We start from the raw sequence: 21,927 nt of genomic DNA, 5'->3' as shown, positions 1-21,927 counted from the left end.
TGTCGCGCGAGTGGTCCTGGTCGAGCGGATGCGCAGGCCAGAAGCCCGCGCGAGGCCAGCGCGTCAGGTAGTCTGGCCCTACGTACGAAGGAGGTGAGACCCATTACCGCCAGATCAGGCCGGGTGCTCTCCTCTCGTGGCCGTTTCTAGGTGACATCGAGAGCGCCCTTCGGCATCCCCGGAAGGCTTCTATGTCGCTTCTCACCTTGCCCGCCATCGTCATCCGGCTGCGCGCCGCAGGCTGCGTGTTCGCCGAGGACGAGGCGGAACTGCTCGTCTCCACCGCCAGAACCCCGGATGATCTCGCGGGTATGGTCGACCGGCGCGTCGCGGGGCTCCCGCTGGAACATGTCCTCGGCTGGGCGGAATTCTGTGGTCTGCGGATCGCCGTGGATCCCGGAGTGTTCGTGCCGCGGCGCCGTACCGAATTCCTGGTCGGGCAGGCGCTGGCCCTGGCCGGCGGCGGGGCCGTGATCGTGGACCTGTGCTGCGGCTCGGGCGCGGTGGGCGCGGCCCTCGTCGCCGCGCTCGGCCAGGTCGAGCTGCACGCGGTCGACATCGACCCGATCGCGGTACGGTGCGCAAGGCGCAACCTCGACACCCCGGTCTACCAGGGCGACCTCTACGACCCGCTCCCGCGGGACTTGCGGGGACGCGTCGACATCCTGGTGGCCAGTGCCCCTTATGTCCCCACCGGCGCGATCGGCCTGCTCCCCGCCGAAGCCCGCGTGCACGAGCCCATGATCGCCCTCGACGGCGGTGCGGACGGCCTGGACGTCGTCCGCCGGGTGACCGCCCAGGCCGCGCAATGGCTCGCCCCCGGCGGCCACCTGCTGGTCGAGACCAGCGCCCGCCAGGCCGCCAGCACCGCCGAAGCGGTCGCCCGCGGCGGCCTGCTCCCCCGCGTGACCGGCTCCGACGACCTGGACGCCACCGTCGTGATCGGAGCCCCGATCAGCTGAAGAGCTTGCCCAGAAACGCCGTCAGCCGGCCCCGGGTCCGCTCGATCAGCTCGGCCTCGGTCAGCGACTCCTCGAATCGCCCGCCCACGTCCGGGATCTTCTTTCCGCGCACGTAGAGCGAGCAGGCCATGTCGGTGCACATATACAAACCAACGGAATTGTTCTCTCGTCCGGCCAGACCCGCCTTCCGGGCGGTCATCAGCGACACCCCGTTCCCGGGATGCGTGGTCTGGCACAACGAGCACATGGACCGCTGCAGGAACGCCCGCGCCTGCCCGGGAAACCGCAACGCCACGCCGATCAGTTGGTCCCCGTATTCGGTGACGAGGTAGCTGCGATCAGGCGCGGCGGGGTCGAGCCACCCCAGGAAGTCCAGATCCTCCCAGGGCCGATCGGCAAGATCCCTCGGCACGGCCAGGCGCTTGGCCTCACCCTTGGAGCAGTTGACGAACGAACCACGAATCTCCTGCTCAGTTACCGCTTGCATGCCCCGAAGGTACCGGCGGCCCCAGGTCGCGCCCAAGCCATTTTCTCAGCGCCAGCGGCTGACGATCATTCGCCAGAGCACGACCTGCACCAGGGCGAGGACGACGGCGAACGGCATCAGCGTCCACACGCCGACGCCCTGCGCGACGGCCCCGGCCAGCCACGGGAGCGCGGCGCCGCCGACGACCGAGAAGCCGTTGATCACGCCGATGGCGGTGGGCACCAGCCGGTCCGAGGTCAGGTTGGGCACCACCGCCATGGCGGTCGGGAAGATCGGCCCGAGGAAGAACCCGAGCAGCACGAAGCCGACTCCGGCCACGGCGAACACCGGCGCCACCCAGATCAGCAGCGCGGACACGGCCACCCCGGCCAGGCAGCCGAAGGTCATCGCGCCGGCGCCGATCCCGAACCTGACCGCGATCGGGCTGATCAGGAACCGGCCCAGCGTCAGCCCGAGCCAGTATCCGCTGACGGTGTATCCGGCGGCCAGCTCCGGCTGCGCGTGCTCCTCGATGAGGAACGTGAATCCCCAGTTGCCGACGCCGATCTCCAGCCCGACGTACACCGCCAGGAACACCGACGCCAGCAGCACGACCGGGGTGCGCAGCACGGCGGGCAGCAATCGTGGCCGCGCTTCGCCGGTCCCGGCTTCCTCGCCGGCCGCGGTTTCCCGGCGAGGGTACGTGGCCAGGAACCCGATGATCAGCGGCACGGTGATGAGCCCCAGCACCAGCACGACCGCCGTCCACGGCAGGAATCCCACCAGCCAGGCGGCCAGCAACGGCCCCAGCAGCGCCCCCACCCCGAAGAACGCGTGCAGATGGTTGAGCAGCGTCGTGGCCGACGGCAGCTTGGTCAGATACGCGTTGAGCACCGATTCCATCAACCCCGTGCCGTACCCCGCCAGCACCTGAATCGCGACGAGCCCCGCGAAAGACGGCCGGATCGCCATGTAGAGGGACGCCGCCAGGAACGCGCCCCCGCCCACGGCCAGCGCGAACCGCGTCCCCAGCCGGTGGATCAGCGCCCCCGAGGTGGCCCCGGCGAGCATGAACCCGGCCGAGAAGGTGAAGAAGGTGATCCCGATCGTCGCCTTGTCGACCTCGTAGTCGCCGATCTGCGCCGCCAGCACCACCCCGTTGGCGCCGGCGCTCAACCCGACCAGCACGAACGCCGCGTACGCCAGCACGACAGGCACCCGCAATGGACCGCCCAGAACTCTCACAGGTCCCCCAAATAGATTTTGCAGACACCGGGAGCCTGGCATACGTGAGGTGAGCTCGCCAAGATCCCCAGCCCGGGACATCTCAAGGACCGAGACCACATTGCCACCTTCGACATGACAATGCCTTGCAAAAGAGTTAACACATTCTTGTGCTTCAAATATATGGCAGCACAGGGATATTTCCCGGCTAATGCGAGCGGTCCTGCCCGGCGAAACGGGCAGGACCTGAGGATGCTCCACGCCACCGATTTCGCCGAGAATGAGTACCAGGACATCTATTCCGGACATCTCGGCGGGCGAACCTTGCCCAAATTCGTCATTCCCCGAGAGCCCAGCGACCCTCGCACGGTCTATGCCCTGATCCGGGATGAACTCGCCCTCGACGGCAACTCCGCGCAGAATCTCGCCACCTTCTGCACGACCTGGACGGAACCGGAAATCCACCGCCTGATGGACGACTGCCTCGGCAAGAACATGATCGACAAGGACGAGTATCCGCAGACCGCGGAGATCGAGTCGCGGTGCGTGCACATCCTGGCCAACCTGTGGAACAGCCCGAGCGGCGCGCGTACGATCGGCTGCTCGACGACGGGCTCGAGCGAGGCCGCCATGCTGGCCGGGCTCGCCCTGAAATGGCGCTGGCGCGGCGCCGGGCGGCCCAACCTGGTGTGCGGCCCGGTCCAGGTCTGCTGGGAGAAGTTCGCCCGATATTTCGACGTCGAACTCCGGCAGGTCCCGCTGGAGCCCGGCGCGACCGGCCTGCGGCCGAATCAGCTCCGCGACCACGTCGACGAGAACACCATCGGCGTGGTGGCCATTCTCGGCGTCACCTACACCTGCGACTACGAGCCGGTCGCCGCCCTCGCCGCCGAACTGGACGCCATCCAGGCCGACACCGGCCTCGACATCCCCCTCCACGTCGACGCCGCCAGCGGCGGATTCATCGCGCCCTTCGTCCAGCCCGAGCTGGAATGGGACTTCCGCATCCCCCGCGTGGCCTCGATCAACTCCTCCGGCCACAAGTACGGCCTCGCCCCGCTCGGCGTCGGCTGGGTGGTCTGGCGCACCGCCGACCTGCTCCCGGAGCAACTCGTCTTCCGCGTCGACTACCTGGGCGGCGAGATGCCGACGTTCGCCCTCAACTTCAGCCGCCCCGCCGGGGAGATCGTCGCCCAGTACTACAACTTCCTGCGCCTCGGCCGCGAAGGCTACACGGCGATCCAGCGCGTCTGCCTGGACACCGCCGCCCACCTCGCGGGACGGATCGAGCGCATGGGCCCTTTCACCCTTTTGTACGGCGGCGACGGCGCCCTCCCCGCCGTCTGCTACACCACGACCGAGGACGCGGGCTTCTCCCTCTACGACCTTTCCACCCAGCTACGGATCAGAGGCTGGCAGGTCCCCTCATACCCGCTGCCCCCCGATCGCCAGGAAACGGTCGTGCAACGCGTCCTCGTCCGCCACGGGATCAGCCGCGACGTCGTCTCCCTGCTCGCGCAGGACATCCGCCGCGGCATCAAGGAACTGACCGGCGTCTCCCCCAAACGCCCACAAGTCGGCTTCCACCATTAGCCGGAGAGCCATTGGGAAAGTCCCAAAATAGGATTTTTCCCACCCCTGTCCCGACAGGCGCTCGATTTACCGCCTTGGGTAGGTAATACTCACCCAATGGTGGCGAATCCGCCCCGCCTTGGATGGTGCCCATGCCTCGTCGTTGGTGTTCCTTGCTGGGACTGGTGACAGTCGCCCCCTGGTTTCTGGTGTCCATCCAGAACCTGACCGACGACGCCCCCGACGCCACCTACCGCTCCATGCTGGCCATGCTCGCCACCCAGCTCCTGCTCCTGCTCGCCTTCGCGGCGACCTGGACTCGCTGGAAAGCCGCCCCGCCGCTGCTGGCCTCGTCGGTCGTGGCGTACGCCCTGGCGGCGGCCTTCGCCGCGATCGACAACAACGGCGACCCGGTCCTGGCCGTCATCCTGTTCGCCCTGGCCCCGGCCATGGCCGCGTTGCCGATCATGCTGACCGGCCGGACGGCCGTACCGACCGGCTGAAAGCCTCAGACCGGCGGGCCCACGTACACCCCGATGGAAGGCCACTGGCGGGGCGAAAGGCTCACGCGGGTACCGGTCCGATCAGGTCACACCGTCGCCCAGGTCGTTATCACGTCCGCGATGCCGGGGCAGCGGCACCACAGCCGGAATCGGTCGACCGGTTTGGTGATGGTGAACCCGCCCACCTCGTCCACCGGTATCTCGGGCCCCCAGCCGGAGTCGGCCCAGATCCGGATCGTCCCAGGCCGTGGCGGCACCAGCTGGCCGACCAGCGTCCGCTCCGTGACCTCGATCTCGATGGTCAGTTCGGCTGACCGGAAGGTGAGGAAATGGAGATGGGCGGTGTCGGCGCGGGTCAGCGCGAGGTCTTCCTCGTGCTGGGCCGAGTCGTAGGCGAGAACGGCGAGTTCGGCGTCGATGCCGTGCCAGGCGTACGCGGTCTTGGCGGCCTCGACGAAGTCACGCGGGACGGCGTCGGCGGCTCTCAGCGCGGCGGCCAGGCGACCGAGGAGTTCGTCGTCGTCCCATCGCTCAGCCACGTCGGTCACCGCCCGGTGCCGGTGTCCCGGCATCCATCAGCGCGGCGAGCTCCGGATCGCCGCGCAACTTGGCCAGGCAGCGTGCTCGGGTCGGGCCGATGCTCCCGATCGGTATCCCGAGGCGCGCGCTGATCTCCGTGTAGGGGACGTCCTGGATGAGGAGCGAGATGATGCGCTGGCACGCCGGGGACAGCCGTGCGAAGGCGGCGCGTAACGCCGCATCCCGTTCCGCTGCTTCCAGCGCCTGGTCGATGCTGAGGGACTTGTCATCGGGATACATGGTGATGTCCGGGGGGAGCTCGACGTTCAGATGTTCACGTCGTGCCCTGAGAGTGCGGAAGCATTCGTGTTTGGTGGTGGTGGCGAGCCACGAGCCGAAACGATCCGCCTTGCGCAGCCTGGACAGGTGCTCGACGGCGAGCATCCACACGCGCTGGGCCGCGTCATCGATGTCCTGGCGGCTGGCCAGGTATCCCCGGCAGATCGACCACACCATGGGCGAGTAGCGCTTGACCAGCTCGTCCCACGCGTTCTGGTCACCGGCCCGGGCCCGGACGACGAGAGCTTCGACCAGCGAGTGGGCAGGCATCGTGACTCTCCTTTCGGCACCGTCAGTTCGTTATCGTCGAACCACCCTGACGTCCTGCGGGCTGGATATCACTCGCGCTGAGGAGAACAGCTTGTTCGCCTCCTCCGCGACGGCGGAACCCCCGGATCCGCCCTGTCCCGCGAGGTAGCCCGCCACGTACGCGGTGGCGAAAGAGCTTCCACTCCACGTCGCGTAGCCTTCGCCGCCTTCGCCGAAGTTCTCGGTCTTGGGCACATCGACCATCCGGCCCTGGGCGTCGTCCACGGTCACCAGTTGCACGTCGCCGGGCAGGAACAGGCCACGTCTGTCGACTCCCGGCGCCATGACATCGGCCCAGACTGCCTGGTCCAGTCTGGGAGAGAAGAAGGCCTCGTGAGCAGGGGCGTCGTCACCAGTGGCGTCGTCCGCGCCGACCGCGATCACGGTGGAGCTGGCGGCCGGCCACATGGGTGTCCCGGCGGGAGGCTTGCGCGGGCTTGATTCCGGCAGGTCAGCGTGGTTGCCGAGAGCCGCCACCTTCACCACGCCGGCGGTACGTTCGCAGGCGCGCTGCAACACCAGGGGTTCCTGCCCGTCGGCCGAGGTGCCGCCCAGGGCGAGGACGAAGATGTCGAGGTCGTCCTTCAAGCTCTCGACCATGGCCTTGGCCACCTCCCACGTCGTGGTGAGGAGGGTTCGCTCGTCGAGCACCGGCTTGATGACGAATTCCGCCTCCGGCGCCCGCTCGGCGGCGATCGAGCAGATCAGCAGGCAGTGCCCGGCGAACGAGGGCAGCAACTTTCCCTCTTCTTGCTCGATGAGGACATCCGGTGCCGAGACGTACCGACCGTCCAGGCCGGGGTGGGGAAACAGCCGGGTATCGAACACGCCGATGCGTATCCGGCGATCCCGTTGCGGCGTTTGAGGCGGCAGTCTAAACGCGGGAGCTCTTTTCGGGTGGCCGAAGCTGCCACCGTGGTACGGCGCGGCCTCAATGCTTTCGCACATCCGGTTCTTCGCCATCGCCGGGTACCAGCCGAAATGTTTTCCGGCGAATTCCTCGCGGAGGTGGAACAACAGCTCGTCCAGCGGAGTGATCGCGACTCCGGCGTACGTCTTTCCCCCCGCCTTCTCCATTCTCTCTTTGAGGTCCGCCCTGGTCTGCAGGCTCGCCATGGCCTGGTCAAGCCCGTCCAGTTCGAACCTCGTGAGCCCAAGCGCATCGTTGTGTTCCTGGACCGGGAGGGTGATTCCCAGGCCGAGCAGCTCTTGTCGCACAAGACCCTGCACTTTCAGGTCCACCACGATCTGATCGACATGGAACGACTCGGTCGCCCGACGTGCGATCCGGGATATCTCGGCTGCCACGCGACTGTCCCTTCTTTGCGAGTGCGGCGTCTCCCGATATAGAGAGTGTTTGTCGCCCGGCTGATACATCACAGCGGCGGGACTCCGCGACAAACTGCTGGGATGGACATCAGCGCTTTGGATACGGCGGCCGAAATGCTGCGGCAGGCGGAGGATGATCCGGCGCGGCTGATGGTCGTGGCGTCCGGTGTCGCCGGCCGGGCCAAGGCGGGCGGCGACTTCGCGCTCGCCTCGGTCGCGACCCGGGCCATGGGCGTCGCCGCCTTCCACGTCACTAGCCTCGACGTCGCGACCCGCCACCTCAGAGCCGCGATTCAGCTGGCCGCTCGGGCGCGGGCGCCGGAGCTGGCGGCGGAGGCCCGGTTACGGCTGGCGTTCGTCTGCTGCGTACGCGGGCACATCCAGCAGGCCATGACGGAGATCGACAGGGCGATGAGCGATCTGCGGGGATCCGGCCGGGCCCGCGCGGAGGCGCAGCGAGGCGTGATCTTCAACTTCCTCAAGCGGCCGGAGGAGGCGCTGGCCTGCTACCGCACCGCGGTCCCGGTCCTGCGGCGGGACGGGGACCGCCTCTGGCTGCAGCGGGTGCTGTCCAACCGCGGGATCATCCATGGCTACCGGCACGAGTTCGCGGCCGCGGAGACGGATCTGGCCGAAGCCGAGGCGCACTGCGAACGGCTGAACCTCGATCTCTCCATGGCCATCGTGCAGCAGAATCGTGGCTGGGTCAGCGCGATGCGCGGGGATGTCCCCACCGCGCTGCTGCGGCTGGATTTCGCCGAGCGCCGGTTCCGCGCCCTGGGCACCCACCAGCTGTGCTGGACTCTCGTCGACCGAGCCGAGCTGCTGCTCTCGGCCGGCCTGATCGCCGAGGCGGCCGAGGCCGCCCAGGAGGCGGTCGCCGAGTTCGAGCTCAGGCGGCGCGCCATCGGCCTGCCGGAGGCACGCCTGGTCCTGGCCCGTACGGCCTATCTGAGCGGCGAGCATGCCGCCTCGGCGGAGGTGGCGCGCCGGGCGGCCCGCGACTTCGCCCGGCAGCGCCGCCCGGACTGGGTGGCGATGGCCCGCTTCGTGGCCGTGCGGGCGTCGATCGCCAGAACCGGCGGCGAAGGCGTGACCGTAGCGCAGATCGAGCGGTGCGCGGACGCGCTGGAAAGCTCGGGCTGGGCGCTCACCGGCGTGGAGGCGCGGATGCTGGCGGCCGGCCTCGCCGCGGAGCGGGGCCAGGCCGGGCGCGCCCGCGAGCAACTGGAGCCGGCCGCCCGGCGGCGCCATCGCGGCCCGGCCCTGCTGCGGATCCGGGCCTGGCACGCGGAGGCTCTGCTCCGGCTGGCCCGCGGCGACCGGCGTGGCGCCAGAAGCGCGATCCGCACGGCGCTGCGCGTGCACGACGAGCACGGGGCGACCCTGCGGGCCACCGACCTGCGCGCGCACGCCTCCGGATTCCGGGTGGAAGTGGCGGAGGCCGGGCTCCGGCTGGCCCTGCAGGACGGCGACCCCGCCCAGGTCCTGGCCTGGGCGGAGCAGGGCAGGGCCAGGCACCTGCTCATGCGGCCCGCGCGGCCGCCGGATGATCCCGGCCTGGCCGAGGCCATGGCGCAGCTGAGGGTCGTCGTCACCGAGATCGGTGAAGCACGTACCGCCGGACAAAGCCCTGGTGGCCTGGCCAAGCGGCAGCTCGCGCTCGAACGGGAGATCCGCGACCACAGCCGCCGGCAGGCCGGCGAATCTCCCCAGGTGCGGGCCAGTCCGGTACGGCCCGGCGAACTGTCGGCCGACCTCGATGACGCCGCGCTGGTCGAGTACGTTCACCTCGACGACCTGCTGTACGCGGTCACCGTGGCCGACGGCCGGGTCCGGCTGCACCGGCTGGGGCCCTTGCCGCCGATCCGCGAGACCATCGATCGGGTGCCGTTCGCGCTGCGGCGGCTGGCCCGGCACCGCACCAGCTCCGCCGGCCGCTCCGCCGCCGCGATGCTCCTGGAACACGCCGCCGCCCGGCTGGACGCGGCCCTGCTGCGCCCGCTGGAGGCCGAGATCCGCGACCGGCCCGTGGTGCTGATCCCGAGCGGTCCGCTGCAGGCGATGCCCTGGTCGATCCTGCCCTCCTGCGCCGGACGTACGGTCACCCTGTCGCCGTCGGCGACCCTGTGGCACGCCAGCACCAGGGGGCGGCCGGTGGACGGGCCGACGATCGCGGCCGCGGGACCTGACCTGCCGGGGGCCCGCGCCGAGGTCGAGGCGGTCGCCTCGATCCACGCCGTACCGCCGCTGGTGGGCGAGGCGGCGAGCACGGAGGCGGTGCTGGCCGCGCTGGACGGCGCCGGGCTGGCCCATCTGGCGGCCCATGGCCGCCTGCACGCGACGAACCCCTTGTTCTCCTCCCTGCGCCTGGCGGACGGCCCGCTGACCATCTACGACCTGGAACGCCTGCGCCGCCCGCCGCAGGTGCTGGTGCTGGCCGCCTGCGACAGCGGGCGTTTCGTCGTCCGCGCGGGGGATGAGCTGCTGGGGCTGAGCGCGACCTTCCTCGCGCTCGGCACGCGCGCGATCGTGGCGCCGGTCCTGTCAGTTCTCGACGCCGAGACCACCACCCTCATGATCGCTCTGCACAAGCTGCTGGCCGCCGGGCATTCCGTCGCGGCGGCGCTCGCGCAGACCCAGCGGCAGATCGCGGGAGAGGACGCCCAAGCCGGTGCGCTGGCGGCCGCGTTCGTCTGCATCGGGGCCGACCGCGCCGTAACGCCGTAACCCGGTCGCCACGGGGCGTGTATCAGATGGCGGACCACCCGGCTCTGTGTCTAGTGCGAGCGGATTCGACACGGAAAGAGCCGGGTTCCGATGAATTCTCCGGCTCCACCTCACGGAAGTAGGGAAACCGGGAAATGGAACGTCATCAACGCGACGAGTACTACGTGGTGAACGAGGGCGTGTACCGCGGCAAGCGAGGAGCTCCCTCGTGCGTGCGCCCTTCGACGAGAGACGAGATACGGCAGTTCCGCTTCTCCCGCCTGCTGGCACCCGATCTCTCCGGGGCGGACGGAACCGGTCCCGCCCTGTCCGAGGATCTGCTGGGGCGGCTGGCCGACGCGATGACCGTACAGGATCAGGCCGAGATCGACAGCCAGCCCAACAGTGCCATCCCCGCGGGCTACACCTATCTGGGGCAGCACACCGACCATGAAATCACCAAGGACCTCACGTCCGGGTCTCTCAACTCGAAGATCACAGTGGACGAGCTCCTTCAGGGGCGTTCGCCCGCGCTGGACCTGGACTCGCTCTACGGGCTGGGCCCGGCGCACCCGGACAGTGCCGGGCTCTACGCCTCCGACGGCGTCCGGCTGCTCATGGGGAAGAACATCGCCGGGGGCGACATGCCCGCGCTGGATGGCTTCGACCTGCCGCGGCGCGAGGTTCCCGTCGCGGGCCAGGGCACCGCGCTCATCCCCGACCACCGCAACGACGAGAACCTCGCGGTGGCGCAGATCCACCTGGCCTTCATCCGGTTCCACAACAAAGTGGTGGCCGATCTCGCGGAGGCCGGCACGCCCAGCGTGACGCTCTTCGAGACGGTGCGCGAAGTGGTGGTGAAGCACTACCAATGGCTGATCCGGCACGACTACCTGCCGAGGATCGTCGACCCCGCGATCGTCGACGAGGTCTTCACCTACGGCCGGAGGTTCTTCGAGACCTCCGCCCAGCCCGGCGACACCCCCACGATGCCGGTCGAGTTCTCCATGGCCGCTTTCCGTTTCGGGCACAGCATGGTCCGCGACCGGTACGAATGGAACAGCGTCTTCAACAGCGACCCGGCGACTCCGAGACATCGGGCCCAGGCGACTCTGGAGCTGCTCTTCAAATTCTCCGGCACGGGCGGCGACCGGACCTTCGACGTCTCGGTTCCCTCGGACTGGATCGCCGACTACTGCCGGCTGTTCGACCTGACCACGGTGCCCGGCGCCGATGCCGCGTTCCACCGCTCCGCTACCGAGTTCAACTTCGCCAAGCGCATCGACACGCTGGTGGTCGATTTCCTGCGCAGGCTCCCACCGGCCACCTTCGGCGCGACCCCCGGCGTGAGCGTCAGCGCCCGGGAGCGCAACCTCGCCTTCCGCAATCTCATGCGGGCGACCACGGTCAATCTGGCGAGCGGCCAGCGGGCGGCCGCGCTCCTCGGCGTGAAGGCGCTGACCGACGCGGAGATCCTGGTCGGGTCCGGCGGCGCCGACCTCACCGGTCTCCCCGGAGAGGATCAGCAGGCGCTGCTCGCGAACACGCCGCTGTGGTTCTACATCCTGCGGGAGGCGGAGATCAACGGCGGGCGCCTCACCGGTGTCGGCGGCCGGATCGTCGCCGAGGTGTTCCACCGGGCCATGGAGGGCAGCCGCCACTCGATCGTGCGCGAGCCCTCCTGGCGGCCGACCCTCGGCCTGGAGCCGGGGACATTCGGCATGCCGCATCTCCTGATCTACGCGTTCGGGAATCGGAGTGAGCTGCTCAACCGGGTTGGGTGACCGCGACCTCGCGGTAGGCCGAGCGCAGGCCGGCGGCCAGGAGCAGGGTGACGATGACGGAGGCGCAGGCCATGACGCCCATCGCGGTGGCCGGGGTGGTGAGCTGGGCGATCGTCCCGGCCAGGGCGGCGCCGATGCCCTGCATGGTGGTCAGGCCGGAGGATTGCAGGCCGAGGGCCTGGCCGGAGATGGACTCCGGGGTGAGGGCCAGCAGGCGTTCCTGGAGGAGCAGGCTGGCGGAGAAGCCGATGGAGGCGAGGGCGACGGCGGCCACGGCGAAGGGCAAGGACGGGTGCAGGAAGAAGATCAAGTAGGGGATGGCGAGCAGGAGGCGGAGGGGGGCGCCTAGCCGTACGCGCCAGTGAGGTGGGAGGAAGCGGCCCGCGGCGATGTCGCCGAGGAGCATGCCGAAGGCGGCGAAGGCGAACAGCACGCCCGCGTGGGCGGGATCGAAGGCGACGAAGAGGGACTCGCAGCCGACGATCAAGCCGTTGGGGACCCACAACGCGAGGTAGAGGGACCGGTGCGATCCGGACGACCAGAGGACTCGGTTGGTGCGCCAGGTTTCGGGGATCGAGGGGCGGCCGGTGGCGCGGGGCGGCCTGGCGGTCAGGCCGAGGCGGGCGGTGGCGGCGGCGAGCAGGTAGAGGGACGCGCCGGTGAGGAGGGTGAGGGCGGGGGCCAGGAAGGTGACGAGCAGGCCGCCGATGGCGTATCCGACGATCTGCTGGATGCCGACGGACATGTTGATCGTGGCGCGGCCGAGCAGGTAGCCGTCCTTGGGGAGGATCTCGTTGAGGAGGCCGAAACGTACGCCGCCGCCGATGGAGGCGGCCAGACCGAGCAGGAAGATGATCGCGAAGATCGCCCAGACGGGCAGGCCCGGGATGGCCACGGCGGCCGTGCCGAGGGCGAAGGTGAGGGCGAGGGCGATCATGGCGGCGCGGGGCGGCAGGCGGTCGGCCGCCGACAGCAGGGCGAGCGCGCCGATCATCTGCGCGAAGGATGGGCCGAACATGCTCAGGGCGGACAGCAACGGCGAACTGGTGGCGGTGTAGACGAGCACGCCGAGGGCCAGGCCGCTGACGGTGGAGGCGGCGATCTGCAGGGATACGACGGAGAAGAGGGCCTTGAATTCGGGGACGCGGAAAAGATCCCCATAGGTGCGCATGACGGGAAGTCTCCGGGGGGCCCGCGCGCGGGCGTTATTGTTTCGCGGGGAGGCGAAACAATGGGGTTGTGGCAGGTCAACGCGGACACGATGGCGGGTAGCCGGTTCATGGTCTCGGCGGCGGCCGAAACCACCTCGTGCATGTTCGCCCTGCAGAAGGGCAGGGCCACGCACCCGGGCGACCGCGCGTGGCTGGACGCCCACTCCCCCGCCTACCAGGCCCGCCTGGCCGGCGACCCGATCACCGCGCTGCTGCTGCGGGCGGCCGAGGGACGCAACTGGATCGCCGACTTCCTCACCCCGACCCCGCCGGGCGATGGCGACCCCGCCTTCCTCGACGAGATCGGCCGGGTGCGGCGCACGCCTCCCGACGTCGTCCACGCCGACCTGGAGGTGTGCCTGCGCCGCCCCCTGCCGGCGGCGCTCCGGCGCGACGATCTCGCCGACCGCGCGGCCGACCTGCTGGAATGGGTGTGGGCGGAGACCGTGCTGCCGTACTGGCCGAGGCGGCGGCGCATTCTTGAGGCCGATATCGTCGCGCGTACCAGGCATCTCGGGCAGGGCGGGTGGGCGGCGGCGCTGGACGACATGCGTCCGGGCATGCGCTGGCTGGGCGACAACCGCCTGCAGATCAACACCCACGACTATCCGCCGCGAGACGTGACGGACGCCCGGCTGATGTTCGTTCCGGTGACGCCGCGCTGGGGGTGGGTGTCCTGGGGCAGCGGGCGGCGGTTCTGCGTCGTCTATCCGTGTTCGGGCCCGCTCGCCGAACCCGAACCGGCGCGGCCCCCGGACGCCCTGGCGCGGCTGATCGGCGCGGGGCGGGCGCACGTCCTGACGCTGCTGGACACGCCGAAGAGCACCTCGCATCTGGTCGCGCTGACCGGCCAGGGGCTGGGCTCCGTCGGCCGCCACCTCAAGATCCTGCTGGACGCCGGGCTGATCCAGCGCCGCCGATCGGGGCGATCTGTCCTGTATTTCCGTACGGACGCGGGCGCGGTCCTCGTTCAATCGTCCGCTGGTCAGGGGGCGTTGTGTGGCGCGATGCCCAGGCCGTCCACCTAAGCACCGCGCCGGGTGTTCTCCCACGCGCTATGCAACCGTGTTTCCCTGTCAACGCACAGGTCCACTCCCGCACCGGAATCTCCCCGTTGTGGACCCCTGTCTTTCAGCCGATGACGGCGGCGACGAGCTGGGAGGGGTCGCGTTCCAGCTGGTCGCGGGCGTGGATGTAGATGTCGGTGGTGGCGGAGCTGGCGTGGCCCAACGCGTGCTGGAGCTGCTTGACCGAGGCGCCGCGGTCGCTGGCCACGGTGGCGAAGGTGTGCCGGAGGGAGTGCGGGGTGACCTTGGCCTCCAGACCGGCGGCTTTGGCGACCCGGATCACCAGGCGGTAGGCGTCGGTACGGTCGAGCGCCCGGCCGGAGGCGGTCGCGAACAGGGGACCCGTGAGCTGGGCGACGGGGATCCCGGCGGCGGCGGCGCGGGACTCCAGGTAGGCGTCGATGGCGGCCGCGGTGGCGGGAGGCAGGTTGCGCACCCGGGTTTTCTGGCCTTTGCCGACGATGCGCAGGGTGCGGTGGCCGCGCTGGTGGCCGAGGTCGGCGATCGTGGCGGCGAGGGCCTCCGACACGCGGGGCCCTAGTTCGATCATGAGGCGGATGAACGCGGCCGTGCGCGGGCCGGTCGGGCCCGGGACGGCATCGGCGGCGGCGACCATGGCGCGGGCCTCGTCCTCGGTGAGGCCGACGGTTTCTGATTGGAATCGTTCGACCTTGGGGCGGCGGACTCTGGCGAACGGGTTGGCGGGGAGCACGCCTTCCTCGGTGGCGTAGCCGTACCAGCTGGAGATCGCGGAGAGTTTGCGGGCGAGGGTGCGCGGGGCGGTCGGGGCGGGCCCCGCGTCGAGCCAGCGGGCGAAGGCGTCCCCGTGCACGCGGGCCGCCTGGAGGGGGTTGAGGTCGTGGGCGGCGCAGAAGGCGAACCACTGGTCCAGGTCGGTGCCGTACGCGGCCCGGGTGTGCGGCGAGGTGAACGAGACCAGCCACGCTTTCTTCAGGCGATCCAGCAGCGGCGGCAGGTCGCCGGTAGCCGCGATCGTGCCATCGATGATGCGCTCAGGAACCGTCGTCACCCCGCGCATTCTACTGATCAGCACCCGCCCGCTCAGGCATCCGCTCGTGCCTGTTCGCCGGCGGTTGTGCCTATGGCGGAGGCGAGGAGTGCGAGTTTGTCGGCGCTGTCGGTGCCGGGGTCCGGGTGGTAGACGACGAGCGTCTGGCCCGCCGTGCCGCCGATGCCCAGCCTCTCCCGGTTCAGCTGCAGGCCGCCGACCTGGGGGTGGTCGATGTGCTTGGGTGCGCCTTCGCACGCCTCTACGTCGTGGCGGGCCCAGAGCCGGCTGAAGCGGGAGCTGGCGAGGGAGAGCTCGCCGACGAGCTCGATGAATCGGGGGTCGTCCGTGTCGGTGCCGACGGACTCGCGGAAGCCGGCGACCATGCCCATGGCGGCGTTCTCCCAGTCCGGGTAGAGGGCCTGCTCGGCGGGGTCGAGGAACACGTCCCGCAGGCGGTTGGCTCCCGCCGCGAGGCGCGGTGACAGAGCGGTCGCCAGGGCGTTGGCGGCGAGGACGTCGAAGTAGCGGCCCTCGACGTACGCGGGTAGCGGGAGCGTGGCGACGAGCTTGGCGACGCCCGGAGGGACGGTCTCCTGCCGGCGCCGGCGCCGCCGGGGTTTGTCGGCGCCAAGGCGGAGCAGGTATGCCGTCGCGTCGTCGTCGAGTTGCAGCACGCGGGCGAGGGACTCGAGGACCTGCACGGAGGGGTTGCGGTCGCGGCCCTGTTCCAGGCGCAGGTAGTAGTCGGCGCTGATGCCGGCGAGCATCGCGACCTCTTCCCGGCGCAGGCCCGGCACGCGCCGTACCCCCCAAGCGGGAATACCGGCCTGTTCAGGGGTGACGAGCTCACGGCGGGCGCGCACGTAATCGCCCAGCAGGTTCGGTTCGCCGCTCATCTCTTCACTGTATTTCGCGCGACCGCGCGCGTGCCTGGTCCCGTCACCCCCAGGAGCGCAGGGGCCCTGGCTCGGGTCAAAACCTGGACGGCAGCCTGGTCAGCGGCTCAACGCGGACAAGCACAGCAAGGAGCGAACCATGTCAACATATTTGCTGGTACACGGTGCCTGGCATAGCGGACAGTGCTGGGAGCGGGTGGTCCCGTTGCTGGCGTCGGCCGGACATCGGGTGGTCGCGCCGTCGCTGACCGGCCACGGCGACAAGGCGCATCTGCTCAGCCGCGAGGTAGGGCTTGACACGCACGTCGATGACATCGTCAGGCTGATCACCGAGGACGACCTCACCGAGGTGGTACTCGTGGGACACAGCTACGCCGGGCTGGTCATCTCGTCCGCGGCCAACCAGGTCCCGGATCGGATCGCACATTTGGTCTACCTCGACGCGATGGTCCCGGAGGACGGCGAGAGCGCGGCCGATGTCCAACCCGTGACCCAGGTCATGATCGACCGCGCCGCGAAGTCCGGCATCGACTGGCGGGTTCCGCCGCTACCCGAGATGCCGGCGCCCTCGGGTCTGTTCGGAGTCACCGATCCGGCGGACGTCGCCTGGCTGCGCACGATGCTGTCGGATCAGTCGGTGCGCTGCCTCCAGCAACCGGTCCGGCTGGACAACCCCGCCGTGAACACGATCCCGCGGACGCACATCCACTGCGTTGTCGGCGTGCCGGAGGGCATTGCCCGGCGACCCGTCCCCGCGATGCAGCCCAACGGCACCCCAGCACAGGTGTGGGAATTGGCGACCGGCCACGACTGCATGATCACCATGCCGGTCGAGCTCGCCGGACTCCTGCTCAAGCTCGGCTGACCCGGCCCGTCGAACGGCGTCGGGGCCGTGGCCGGTCGTCGCGACCGGCCACGGGCGCCCGATCAACTCACCAGCACGATTTTTCCGCGGGCGTGGCGGCTCTCGCTCAGCTCGTGCGCGGCCGCGGCCTCGGCCAGCGGGAACGCCGCCGCGACCGGCACCCGCAGCCGGCCCTGCTCGGCAAGCGCGACCGCGATGCCGAGGCCGTGCAGCGCCATCGGGTCGGCGGCGGCTCCGACGGCCGCGGCCGTGTCGTCGGCCGGTGCTCCGTGCGACATGTGCACGCCGTGGGCCGCCGCGGTGAAGTCGGCGATTGTCACCACGCGCGCCGGATCGCCGGCGATGGCGATGAGGTCGGGCAGCGCCCCTCCGGCGCAGTCGAACACCGCGTCCACTCCGGCCGGTGCCAGCGCGCGGATCCGTTCGACGAGCCCCGGCCCGTACGTCGCCGGCTCCGCGCCGAGGGAACGCAGGAAGTCGTGGTTGTGCTCGCTGGCCGTACCGATGACGGTGGCGCCGCGGGCGACCGCCAGCTGGACGGCGATGGTGCCCACCCCGCCGGCCGCGCCCTGCACCAGCACGGTGTGCCCGGCGCCGACCGCGAGCCGGTCCAGGACCCGGGTGGCCGTCTCGACGTTGCCGGCGGCGCCGCCGGCTTCCTCCCAGCTCCACGCGGCCGGTTTGGGCGCCCAGGCGGCCAGGACCACGTAATCGGCGTTGGCGCCGCGCGCGGCCGTGGTGGTCATGCCGAACACCTCGTCGCCGATGCCGACGCCCGTCACGCCGTCGCCGACCTCGTCCACCACGCCCGCGGCGTCGAACCCGGTCCGGTACGGGAACGTCGTGGGCACCACGTCACGCAGCGTCCCGGAGCGGATGTACGTCTCTCCCGCCGAGAACCCGGACGCCCGTACGGCGATGCGGATCTTCCCCGGTCCGGCGTGTGGCTCCTCGACCTCGGCGACGTGCACCACGCCGGGCGGGCCGTACTCAGTGAATTGAACTGCTCTCATGCGCCGCACCGTAACGGAACACCCCGTCCGGTTGACTAAAGTGAGAGTGGTGACGGCCGAAGTGACGCAAAAGCTGCGCTCGGACGCCCGCGACAACCGCGCGCGCATCCTCGCGGTCGCCCGCGCGGCCTTCGCCGCCGAGGGCCTCGACGTGCCGATCCGGGAGATCGCCCGGCGCGCGCAGGTGGGCGCCGCGACCGTCTACCGGCACTTCCCGACCAAGGAAGCACTGTTCACCGAAGCCTTCGCCGAGCCGATGGCCACCTGCTCGGCGATCGTCGCGGAGGGTCTGGCGGCGGCCGACCCGTGGCGCGGATTCCGCCTGGTGATCGAAAAGCTCATGGCGGTGCACGCCCTCGACCGGGGCTTCTCCCGCGCGTTCACCGCGCGGCTTCCCCCGGCGGTCGACTACTTCACCGCGGACCGCGACCGCACGCTGCGCCTGCTGCTCCAGCTCATCCGGCGCGCGAAGGAGGCGGGCGACCTGCGGCCGGATTTCGTCCTGGAGGACATCATCCTGGCGATGATGGCGAACGAGGGCATCCGGGCCGAGTCACCCGAGCTGAAAGCGGCGGCCTCGCGCCGCCTCGCCGCGCTGATGATCCAATCATTCCGGGCAAACCCCGTCCCGATGCCGCTTCCGCCGGCCGTCCGGCTGCCACTTTCCGCCCGCTAGTACCAGCGGGAATGGGATGGGTTACGGGGGGAAACTGTCCGCGAGGAGGGCCAGGCCTTTGTCGATGTTGTCGGGGTGGATCAGGCCGTAGCCGAGGATCAGGCCGGGTTGGGGGTGGCCGGCGTAGAAGGGGGCGATGCTGTTGATCGCCAGGCCGGAGTCGCGGGCGCGGGAGACGACGGTGTCGAAGTCCACCGTGGCGCCAGGGGCCGGGAGGGCGCACAGGTGGAGGCCGGCGGCTGAGGGGATCGGGGTGAGGACGCCGGGGAAGCGGGTGTGCAGGGTGGCGATGATGGCGGCGCGGCGGGCGGCGTACTCCTGGGTGGCTTTGCGAATGTGGCGGGAGAGGAGGCCCTCGTCGATGAAGGCGGCGAGGGCGCCCTGGGTGGTGGGGTCGCCGTGCCAGTCGGTGAGTTGCCTGGCGGTGCGGAGGGCGGGCTGGAGGGAGGCGGGGGCGATCAGGAAGCCGAGGCGGAGCGTGGGGAGGAGGGTCTTGGAGAAGGAGCCGACGTAGATGACGCGGCCGCAGGCGTCGAGGCTCTGCAGGGGTTCCAGGGGGCGGCCCTCGAAGCGGTACTCGCTGTCGTAGTCGTCCTCGACGATGACGGCGTCGTGGCGGGCCGCCCAGGTGAGGAGGGCGGCGCGGCGGGAGACGGACATGGGGGTGCCGAGGGGGAACTGGTGGGAGGGTGTGACGTAGATCAGCCGGGCGCCGTCGGGGACGGCGGCGACGTCCAAGCCCTCCTCGTCTACGGGGACGGCGGCGACGCGGGCGCCGAGGGACTGGAAGAGCAGGCGAGCGGCGCGGTAGCCGGGTTCCTCGATGGCGACCAGGTCGCCGGGCTCGATCAGGACGCGGCCGATGAGGTCCAAGGCCTGCTGGGCGCCCTGGGTGATCAGGACGTCGTCGGCGCCGGCGCGTACCGACCGGGAGACGCCCACGTAGCGGGCGATGGCGGCGCGCAGGCCCGGGTGCCCGGCGGGGTCGGCGTATCCGGGGGCGCCGACGTTGGCCCGGCGCAGTTCGCGGGCGACCATCCGGCGCCAGGTCTCCAGCGGGAACAGGGCGGGATCGGGGATGCCGAAGCGGAAGTCGTACCTGGTGGGGATTTTCCCGGCGGAGACGGGTACGGCCTCGCGCACCAGCGTCTCCCACAGCGGCCGCGGCCGCAGGCCCCGGCCGGGGGGCGCGGCCCGGGGGCGCTGGTGGATGTGGTGGCGCGGGCAGACGTACGTGCCCGCGCCGGTCTTGCCGACCAGGAAGCCCTCGGCGGTGAGCCGGTCGTACGCGACGGTCACCGTGTTCCTGGACACGCCCAGCCGGGTGGCCATCTCCCGGGTGGGCGGCAGCCGCTCCCCCGGCCGCAGCCGCCCGTCCAGGATCGCGTCCAGCAACTGGCGGTAGATCCGCGCGGCCAGGTCCCCGCGCCCGTTGAGCCCGACGTCGAACTCCACGCCCGCCCCCTCCATTGGCCCAATCATTTCTCCCAATATTGGACCTTACACTCAGCCAATACCCCCATTAAAGTGATCATCACTCCCGATTTCACCACCAACAGGAGGAAATATGCCAGAAAAGACAGCGGACATGTGGTTTGACCCGGTTTGCCCGTGGGCGTGGATCACCTCCCGGTGGCTGCTGGAGGTCGAGCAGGTCCGCGACGTGCGGATCCGGTTCCACGTGATGAGCCTGGCGGTCCTCAACGAGGGCCGCGACGAGCTCCCGGAGCGCTACCGCGAGTTCATGACCACCGCCTGGGGCCCGGTCCGGATCGCCATCGCGGCCGAGCAGAAATACGGCGGCGACATCCTGCGCGACCTCTACACCGCCTTCGGCACCCGCATCCACCACGACAAGATCCCCGTCGGCCCCGACCTGTACGCGGCCGTGCTCGCCGAACTCGGCCTCCCGGAGGATCTCGCCGACGCCGCGGACAGCGACGCCTTCGACGAGCAGCTGCGGGCCAGCCACCACACCGGCATGGAACCGGTCGGCTACGAGGTCGGCACTCCGGTGATCCACGTCCCAGGCCCGGACGGCGAGCTGATCGCCTTCTTCGGCCCGGTCGTCACCCCCATCCCGCGCGGCGAGGCCGCCGGACGCCTCTGGGACGGCGTCCTGCTGGTGGCGGGCACCGACGGCTTCTACGAGCTGAAGCGGACCAGAACCCGATCACCGGAGTTCCACTGAGCATTGGTCAGCGTTCCGCCCGCAGGGCCGCGATCAGCCATTCGTACGCGGCCGCGGCCGGCGGGAACGGCGGGTGGCCGTTGAGGACGCCCATCAGCCGCCAGTACCGCTCCACCCGCACGTCGGTGAAGGTCGCCAGCTGATCGGCCAGCGCCCGCCGCTCGGCGGCCGCCGGCCCGGGGTCGAGGATCAGGTCGACCACCTGCCGCGCCTGCGGCGAGGCCGGGTCCACCCCCGCGCCGAGCGCGGCCCCCGCGTGCTCAAGGACCGCCTCACTGTCGACGGCCGGCGCGGTCCCGCCCGGCCGCGTGCCCGCCTCGGCCATCTCCCGCACGCGCCGCTGGAACCCCTCGTCGCCGACCAGTTCGGCCAGCTCGACCCAGGCGTCCACCTGCTCGTCGGTCGGCTCGTCCGGCAATTCGGCCGGCATCGCGCGCATCGCCTCCGCGATCCGCGCCCCGGGCGCGGCCGGATCCAGCCCCGCGAAGGCGCGGTCCACGAATTCGTCGATCAGGTGCTGCCGCTCGCGCGCGGACAACCGGGCCATCTTGTGCATCAGTCTCATCTCCTCGGCGTCGCTTCCTCGTCGAGCGATCGACCGCAGCACCGCGCGCTTCAGCCGCAGGGCCCGGATCTCGGCGTCCAGCGCGTCGGCGTGCGCGCCGGCGATCGCCGCCACGCTCTCCTGCCGCCGCACCACTCGGACCACGGTGCCCAGATCCAGCCCCAGCTCCCGAAGCGTGCGCACCAGCTCCAGCCGCGCCACCGCGGCCACGTCGTACAGCCGGTATCCCCCGGCCGACCGCCGCGTCTCGGGCAGCACACCTTGATCGGACCAGAACCGGATGGTACGCACCGACAGCCCGGTGCTACGAGCGAGCTGCCCAATGGTGAACAGCTCGGTACGTTCGCTCACGGATCCAGCCTCAACCCTCCACCTACTGGAGACTCAACCGTTTTTCATGAGGTCTTCGAGGACCTCCTGCGCGGTCTGCAACTTCAGCCGCCACGCCCGATCGACGTCCGCGCCGAGCCGGGCGGTGATCTCCTCGTTCACCACCCGCAGACAATCATCGAGTTCATGCGTCCCCATACCTCCACAATCGACCGGTGAGTCCCATCACCACGTCATGATCGGGTCAACGCTCGGCGACGCCTAGCCCCGTTTTCCGCAGGTCTGTGATCGTCACCGGAGCTGCCGTGGATCCACCCCGAGGAGATAGAGGAGATCGAGCTGGGTGGGGGTGGGCTGCGGGATCACCGGTGGCGTGGCGAGGTGG

General features: G+C 70.4%; 21 protein-coding genes. 9 read left to right on the top strand and 12 right to left on the bottom strand.

Annotated features, from left to right (window positions below; translation table 11 throughout):
* The first annotated feature begins 191 nt into the window (after window positions 1–191).
* A complete protein-coding gene (locus ABGB08_RS29810) occupies window positions 192–962 on the top strand; it encodes a putative protein N(5)-glutamine methyltransferase (RefSeq protein ID WP_347596539.1) in 771 nt (256 codons plus the stop codon).
* On the opposite strand, the gene ABGB08_RS29805 is transcribed toward ABGB08_RS29810, so the two are convergent.
* Both ABGB08_RS29805 and ABGB08_RS29800 read right to left on the bottom strand, forming a co-directional pair.
* Window positions 955–1,449 carry an FBP domain-containing protein gene (locus tag ABGB08_RS29805; protein ID WP_347596536.1) on the bottom strand — a complete coding sequence of 165 codons (495 nt, stop codon included), beginning with the start codon at window positions 1,447–1,449 and terminating at the stop codon, window positions 955–957. The two genes, ABGB08_RS29810 and ABGB08_RS29805, sit on opposite strands and share 8 nt — an antisense overlap.
* Before the next feature lie 45 nt (window positions 1,450–1,494).
* Window positions 1,495–2,646 (bottom strand): MFS transporter, encoded by a 1,152-nt coding sequence (locus tag ABGB08_RS29800; RefSeq protein ID WP_347596533.1) that lies wholly within the window; start codon window positions 2,644–2,646, stop codon window positions 1,495–1,497.
* Window positions 2,647–2,904: 258 nt separating this feature from the next.
* Between ABGB08_RS29800 and ABGB08_RS29795 the strand changes: the two genes are divergently transcribed.
* Window positions 2,905–4,245 (top strand): glutamate decarboxylase, encoded by a 1,341-nt coding sequence (locus tag ABGB08_RS29795; protein ID WP_347596530.1) that lies wholly within the window; start codon window positions 2,905–2,907, stop codon window positions 4,243–4,245.
* A 164-nt stretch (window positions 4,246–4,409) separates the two neighbouring features.
* A complete protein-coding gene (locus ABGB08_RS29790; protein WP_347596527.1) occupies window positions 4,410–4,727 on the top strand; it encodes a hypothetical protein in 318 nt (105 codons plus the stop codon).
* An 86-nt stretch (window positions 4,728–4,813) separates the two neighbouring features.
* Here ABGB08_RS29790 and ABGB08_RS29785 read toward each other — a convergent pair whose 3' ends face one another.
* Genes ABGB08_RS29785 through ABGB08_RS29775 form a run of 3 tightly spaced genes read right to left on the bottom strand, consistent with a single transcriptional unit; the run spans window position 4,814 to window position 7,202 of the window.
* Complete coding sequence (locus tag ABGB08_RS29785) at window positions 4,814–5,266, bottom strand: hypothetical protein (RefSeq protein ID WP_347596525.1); 453 nt, start codon at window positions 5,264–5,266, stop codon at window positions 4,814–4,816.
* Window positions 5,259–5,855 carry a sigma-70 family RNA polymerase sigma factor gene (locus tag ABGB08_RS29780; protein WP_347596522.1) on the bottom strand — a complete coding sequence of 199 codons (597 nt, stop codon included), beginning with the start codon at window positions 5,853–5,855 and terminating at the stop codon, window positions 5,259–5,261. Before ABGB08_RS29780 ends, ABGB08_RS29785 begins: the two co-directional genes overlap by 8 nt.
* 30 nt (window positions 5,856–5,885) lie before the next feature.
* Complete coding sequence (locus ABGB08_RS29775) at window positions 5,886–7,202, bottom strand: S8 family serine peptidase (protein ID WP_347596519.1); 1,317 nt, start codon at window positions 7,200–7,202, stop codon at window positions 5,886–5,888.
* A gap of 102 nt (window positions 7,203–7,304) precedes the next feature.
* Here ABGB08_RS29775 and ABGB08_RS29770 point away from each other — a divergent pair, with 102 nt between their 5' ends.
* Window positions 7,305–9,953 carry a CHAT domain-containing protein gene (locus ABGB08_RS29770; protein WP_347596516.1) on the top strand — a complete coding sequence of 883 codons (2,649 nt, stop codon included), beginning with the start codon at window positions 7,305–7,307 and terminating at the stop codon, window positions 9,951–9,953.
* Between the two features lie 134 nt (window positions 9,954–10,087).
* The gene (locus tag ABGB08_RS29765) at window positions 10,088–11,716 is read left to right on the top strand and encodes a heme peroxidase family protein (RefSeq protein WP_347596513.1); all 1,629 of its coding nucleotides are present in this window, start codon (window positions 10,088–10,090) and stop codon (window positions 11,714–11,716) included.
* On the opposite strand, the gene ABGB08_RS29760 is transcribed toward ABGB08_RS29765, so the two are convergent.
* Window positions 11,700–12,887, bottom strand: coding sequence for an MFS transporter (locus tag ABGB08_RS29760; protein WP_347596510.1), 1,188 nt, complete (start codon window positions 12,885–12,887; stop codon window positions 11,700–11,702). The two genes, ABGB08_RS29765 and ABGB08_RS29760, sit on opposite strands and share 17 nt — an antisense overlap.
* A gap of 60 nt (window positions 12,888–12,947) precedes the next feature.
* On the opposite strand from ABGB08_RS29760, the gene ABGB08_RS29755 reads away from it, so the two are divergent.
* Window positions 12,948–13,955 (top strand): helix-turn-helix domain-containing protein, encoded by a 1,008-nt coding sequence (locus ABGB08_RS29755; RefSeq protein ID WP_347596507.1) that lies wholly within the window; start codon window positions 12,948–12,950, stop codon window positions 13,953–13,955.
* Window positions 13,956–14,058: 103 nt separating this feature from the next.
* On the opposite strand, the gene ABGB08_RS29750 is transcribed toward ABGB08_RS29755, so the two are convergent.
* On the bottom strand, window positions 14,059–15,024 hold the full coding sequence (locus ABGB08_RS29750) for a tyrosine-type recombinase/integrase (protein WP_347596504.1): 966 nt from the start codon (window positions 15,022–15,024) through the stop codon (window positions 14,059–14,061).
* Window positions 15,025–15,056: 32 nt separating this feature from the next.
* Window positions 15,057–15,902, bottom strand: coding sequence for a helix-turn-helix transcriptional regulator (locus ABGB08_RS29745; RefSeq protein WP_347596501.1), 846 nt, complete (start codon window positions 15,900–15,902; stop codon window positions 15,057–15,059).
* A gap of 139 nt (window positions 15,903–16,041) precedes the next feature.
* Between ABGB08_RS29745 and ABGB08_RS29740 the strand changes: the two genes are divergently transcribed.
* Window positions 16,042–16,767 carry an alpha/beta fold hydrolase gene (locus tag ABGB08_RS29740; protein ID WP_347596498.1) on the top strand — a complete coding sequence of 242 codons (726 nt, stop codon included), beginning with the start codon at window positions 16,042–16,044 and terminating at the stop codon, window positions 16,765–16,767.
* A gap of 62 nt (window positions 16,768–16,829) precedes the next feature.
* Here the strand turns inward: ABGB08_RS29740 and ABGB08_RS29735 are convergent, their stop codons facing one another.
* The gene (locus tag ABGB08_RS29735) at window positions 16,830–17,780 is read right to left on the bottom strand and encodes an NADP-dependent oxidoreductase (protein WP_347596495.1); all 951 of its coding nucleotides are present in this window, start codon (window positions 17,778–17,780) and stop codon (window positions 16,830–16,832) included.
* Between the two features lie 49 nt (window positions 17,781–17,829).
* On the opposite strand from ABGB08_RS29735, the gene ABGB08_RS29730 reads away from it, so the two are divergent.
* Window positions 17,830–18,456 carry a helix-turn-helix domain-containing protein gene (locus ABGB08_RS29730; protein ID WP_347596492.1) on the top strand — a complete coding sequence of 209 codons (627 nt, stop codon included), beginning with the start codon at window positions 17,830–17,832 and terminating at the stop codon, window positions 18,454–18,456.
* Window positions 18,457–18,477: 21 nt separating this feature from the next.
* On the opposite strand, the gene ABGB08_RS29725 is transcribed toward ABGB08_RS29730, so the two are convergent.
* A complete protein-coding gene (locus ABGB08_RS29725) occupies window positions 18,478–19,911 on the bottom strand; it encodes a PLP-dependent aminotransferase family protein (protein ID WP_347596489.1) in 1,434 nt (477 codons plus the stop codon).
* 112 nt (window positions 19,912–20,023) lie between these two features.
* Here ABGB08_RS29725 and ABGB08_RS29720 point away from each other — a divergent pair, with 112 nt between their 5' ends.
* Window positions 20,024–20,647 (top strand): DsbA family protein, encoded by a 624-nt coding sequence (locus ABGB08_RS29720; protein WP_347596486.1) that lies wholly within the window; start codon window positions 20,024–20,026, stop codon window positions 20,645–20,647.
* 7 nt (window positions 20,648–20,654) lie between these two features.
* On the opposite strand, the gene ABGB08_RS29715 is transcribed toward ABGB08_RS29720, so the two are convergent.
* Window positions 20,655–21,563, bottom strand: coding sequence for a MerR family transcriptional regulator (locus tag ABGB08_RS29715; protein ID WP_347596483.1), 909 nt, complete (start codon window positions 21,561–21,563; stop codon window positions 20,655–20,657).
* Between the two features lie 33 nt (window positions 21,564–21,596).
* Window positions 21,597–21,740: a hypothetical protein gene (locus tag ABGB08_RS29710; RefSeq protein ID WP_347596480.1), complete on the bottom strand. Its 144-nt coding sequence runs from the start codon at window positions 21,738–21,740 to the stop codon at window positions 21,597–21,599.
* Window positions 21,741–21,927: the final 187 nt, after the last annotated feature.

The sequence above is a fragment of the Acrocarpospora sp. B8E8 genome (assembly GCF_039871605.1).
GTDB classification, from domain to species: Bacteria; Actinomycetota; Actinomycetes; order Streptosporangiales; family Streptosporangiaceae; genus Acrocarpospora; species Acrocarpospora macrocephala.
This window is presented reverse-complemented; position numbering and strand designations above follow the sequence as displayed.

Coding starts and splice junctions, on each gene's coding strand:
- ABGB08_RS29810 (WP_347596539.1), top strand. CDS start 192: ATGTCGCTTCTCACCTTGCCCGCCATCGTCATCCGGCTGCGCGCCGCA.
- ABGB08_RS29770 (WP_347596516.1), top strand. CDS start 7,305: ATGGACATCAGCGCTTTGGATACGGCGGCCGAAATGCTGCGGCAGGCG.
- ABGB08_RS29755 (WP_347596507.1), top strand. CDS start 12,948: ATGGGGTTGTGGCAGGTCAACGCGGACACGATGGCGGGTAGCCGGTTC.
- ABGB08_RS29735 (WP_347596495.1), bottom strand. CDS start 17,780: ATGAGAGCAGTTCAATTCACTGAGTACGGCCCGCCCGGCGTGGTGCAC.
- ABGB08_RS29745 (WP_347596501.1), bottom strand. CDS start 15,902: ATGAGCGGCGAACCGAACCTGCTGGGCGATTACGTGCGCGCCCGCCGT.
- ABGB08_RS29720 (WP_347596486.1), top strand. CDS start 20,024: ATGCCAGAAAAGACAGCGGACATGTGGTTTGACCCGGTTTGCCCGTGG.
- ABGB08_RS29740 (WP_347596498.1), top strand. CDS start 16,042: ATGTCAACATATTTGCTGGTACACGGTGCCTGGCATAGCGGACAGTGC.
- ABGB08_RS29795 (WP_347596530.1), top strand. CDS start 2,905: ATGCTCCACGCCACCGATTTCGCCGAGAATGAGTACCAGGACATCTAT.
- ABGB08_RS29760 (WP_347596510.1), bottom strand. CDS start 12,887: ATGCGCACCTATGGGGATCTTTTCCGCGTCCCCGAATTCAAGGCCCTC.
- ABGB08_RS29780 (WP_347596522.1), bottom strand. CDS start 5,855: ATGCCTGCCCACTCGCTGGTCGAAGCTCTCGTCGTCCGGGCCCGGGCC.
- ABGB08_RS29710 (WP_347596480.1), bottom strand. CDS start 21,740: ATGGGGACGCATGAACTCGATGATTGTCTGCGGGTGGTGAACGAGGAG.
- ABGB08_RS29765 (WP_347596513.1), top strand. CDS start 10,088: ATGGAACGTCATCAACGCGACGAGTACTACGTGGTGAACGAGGGCGTG.
- ABGB08_RS29805 (WP_347596536.1), bottom strand. CDS start 1,449: ATGCAAGCGGTAACTGAGCAGGAGATTCGTGGTTCGTTCGTCAACTGC.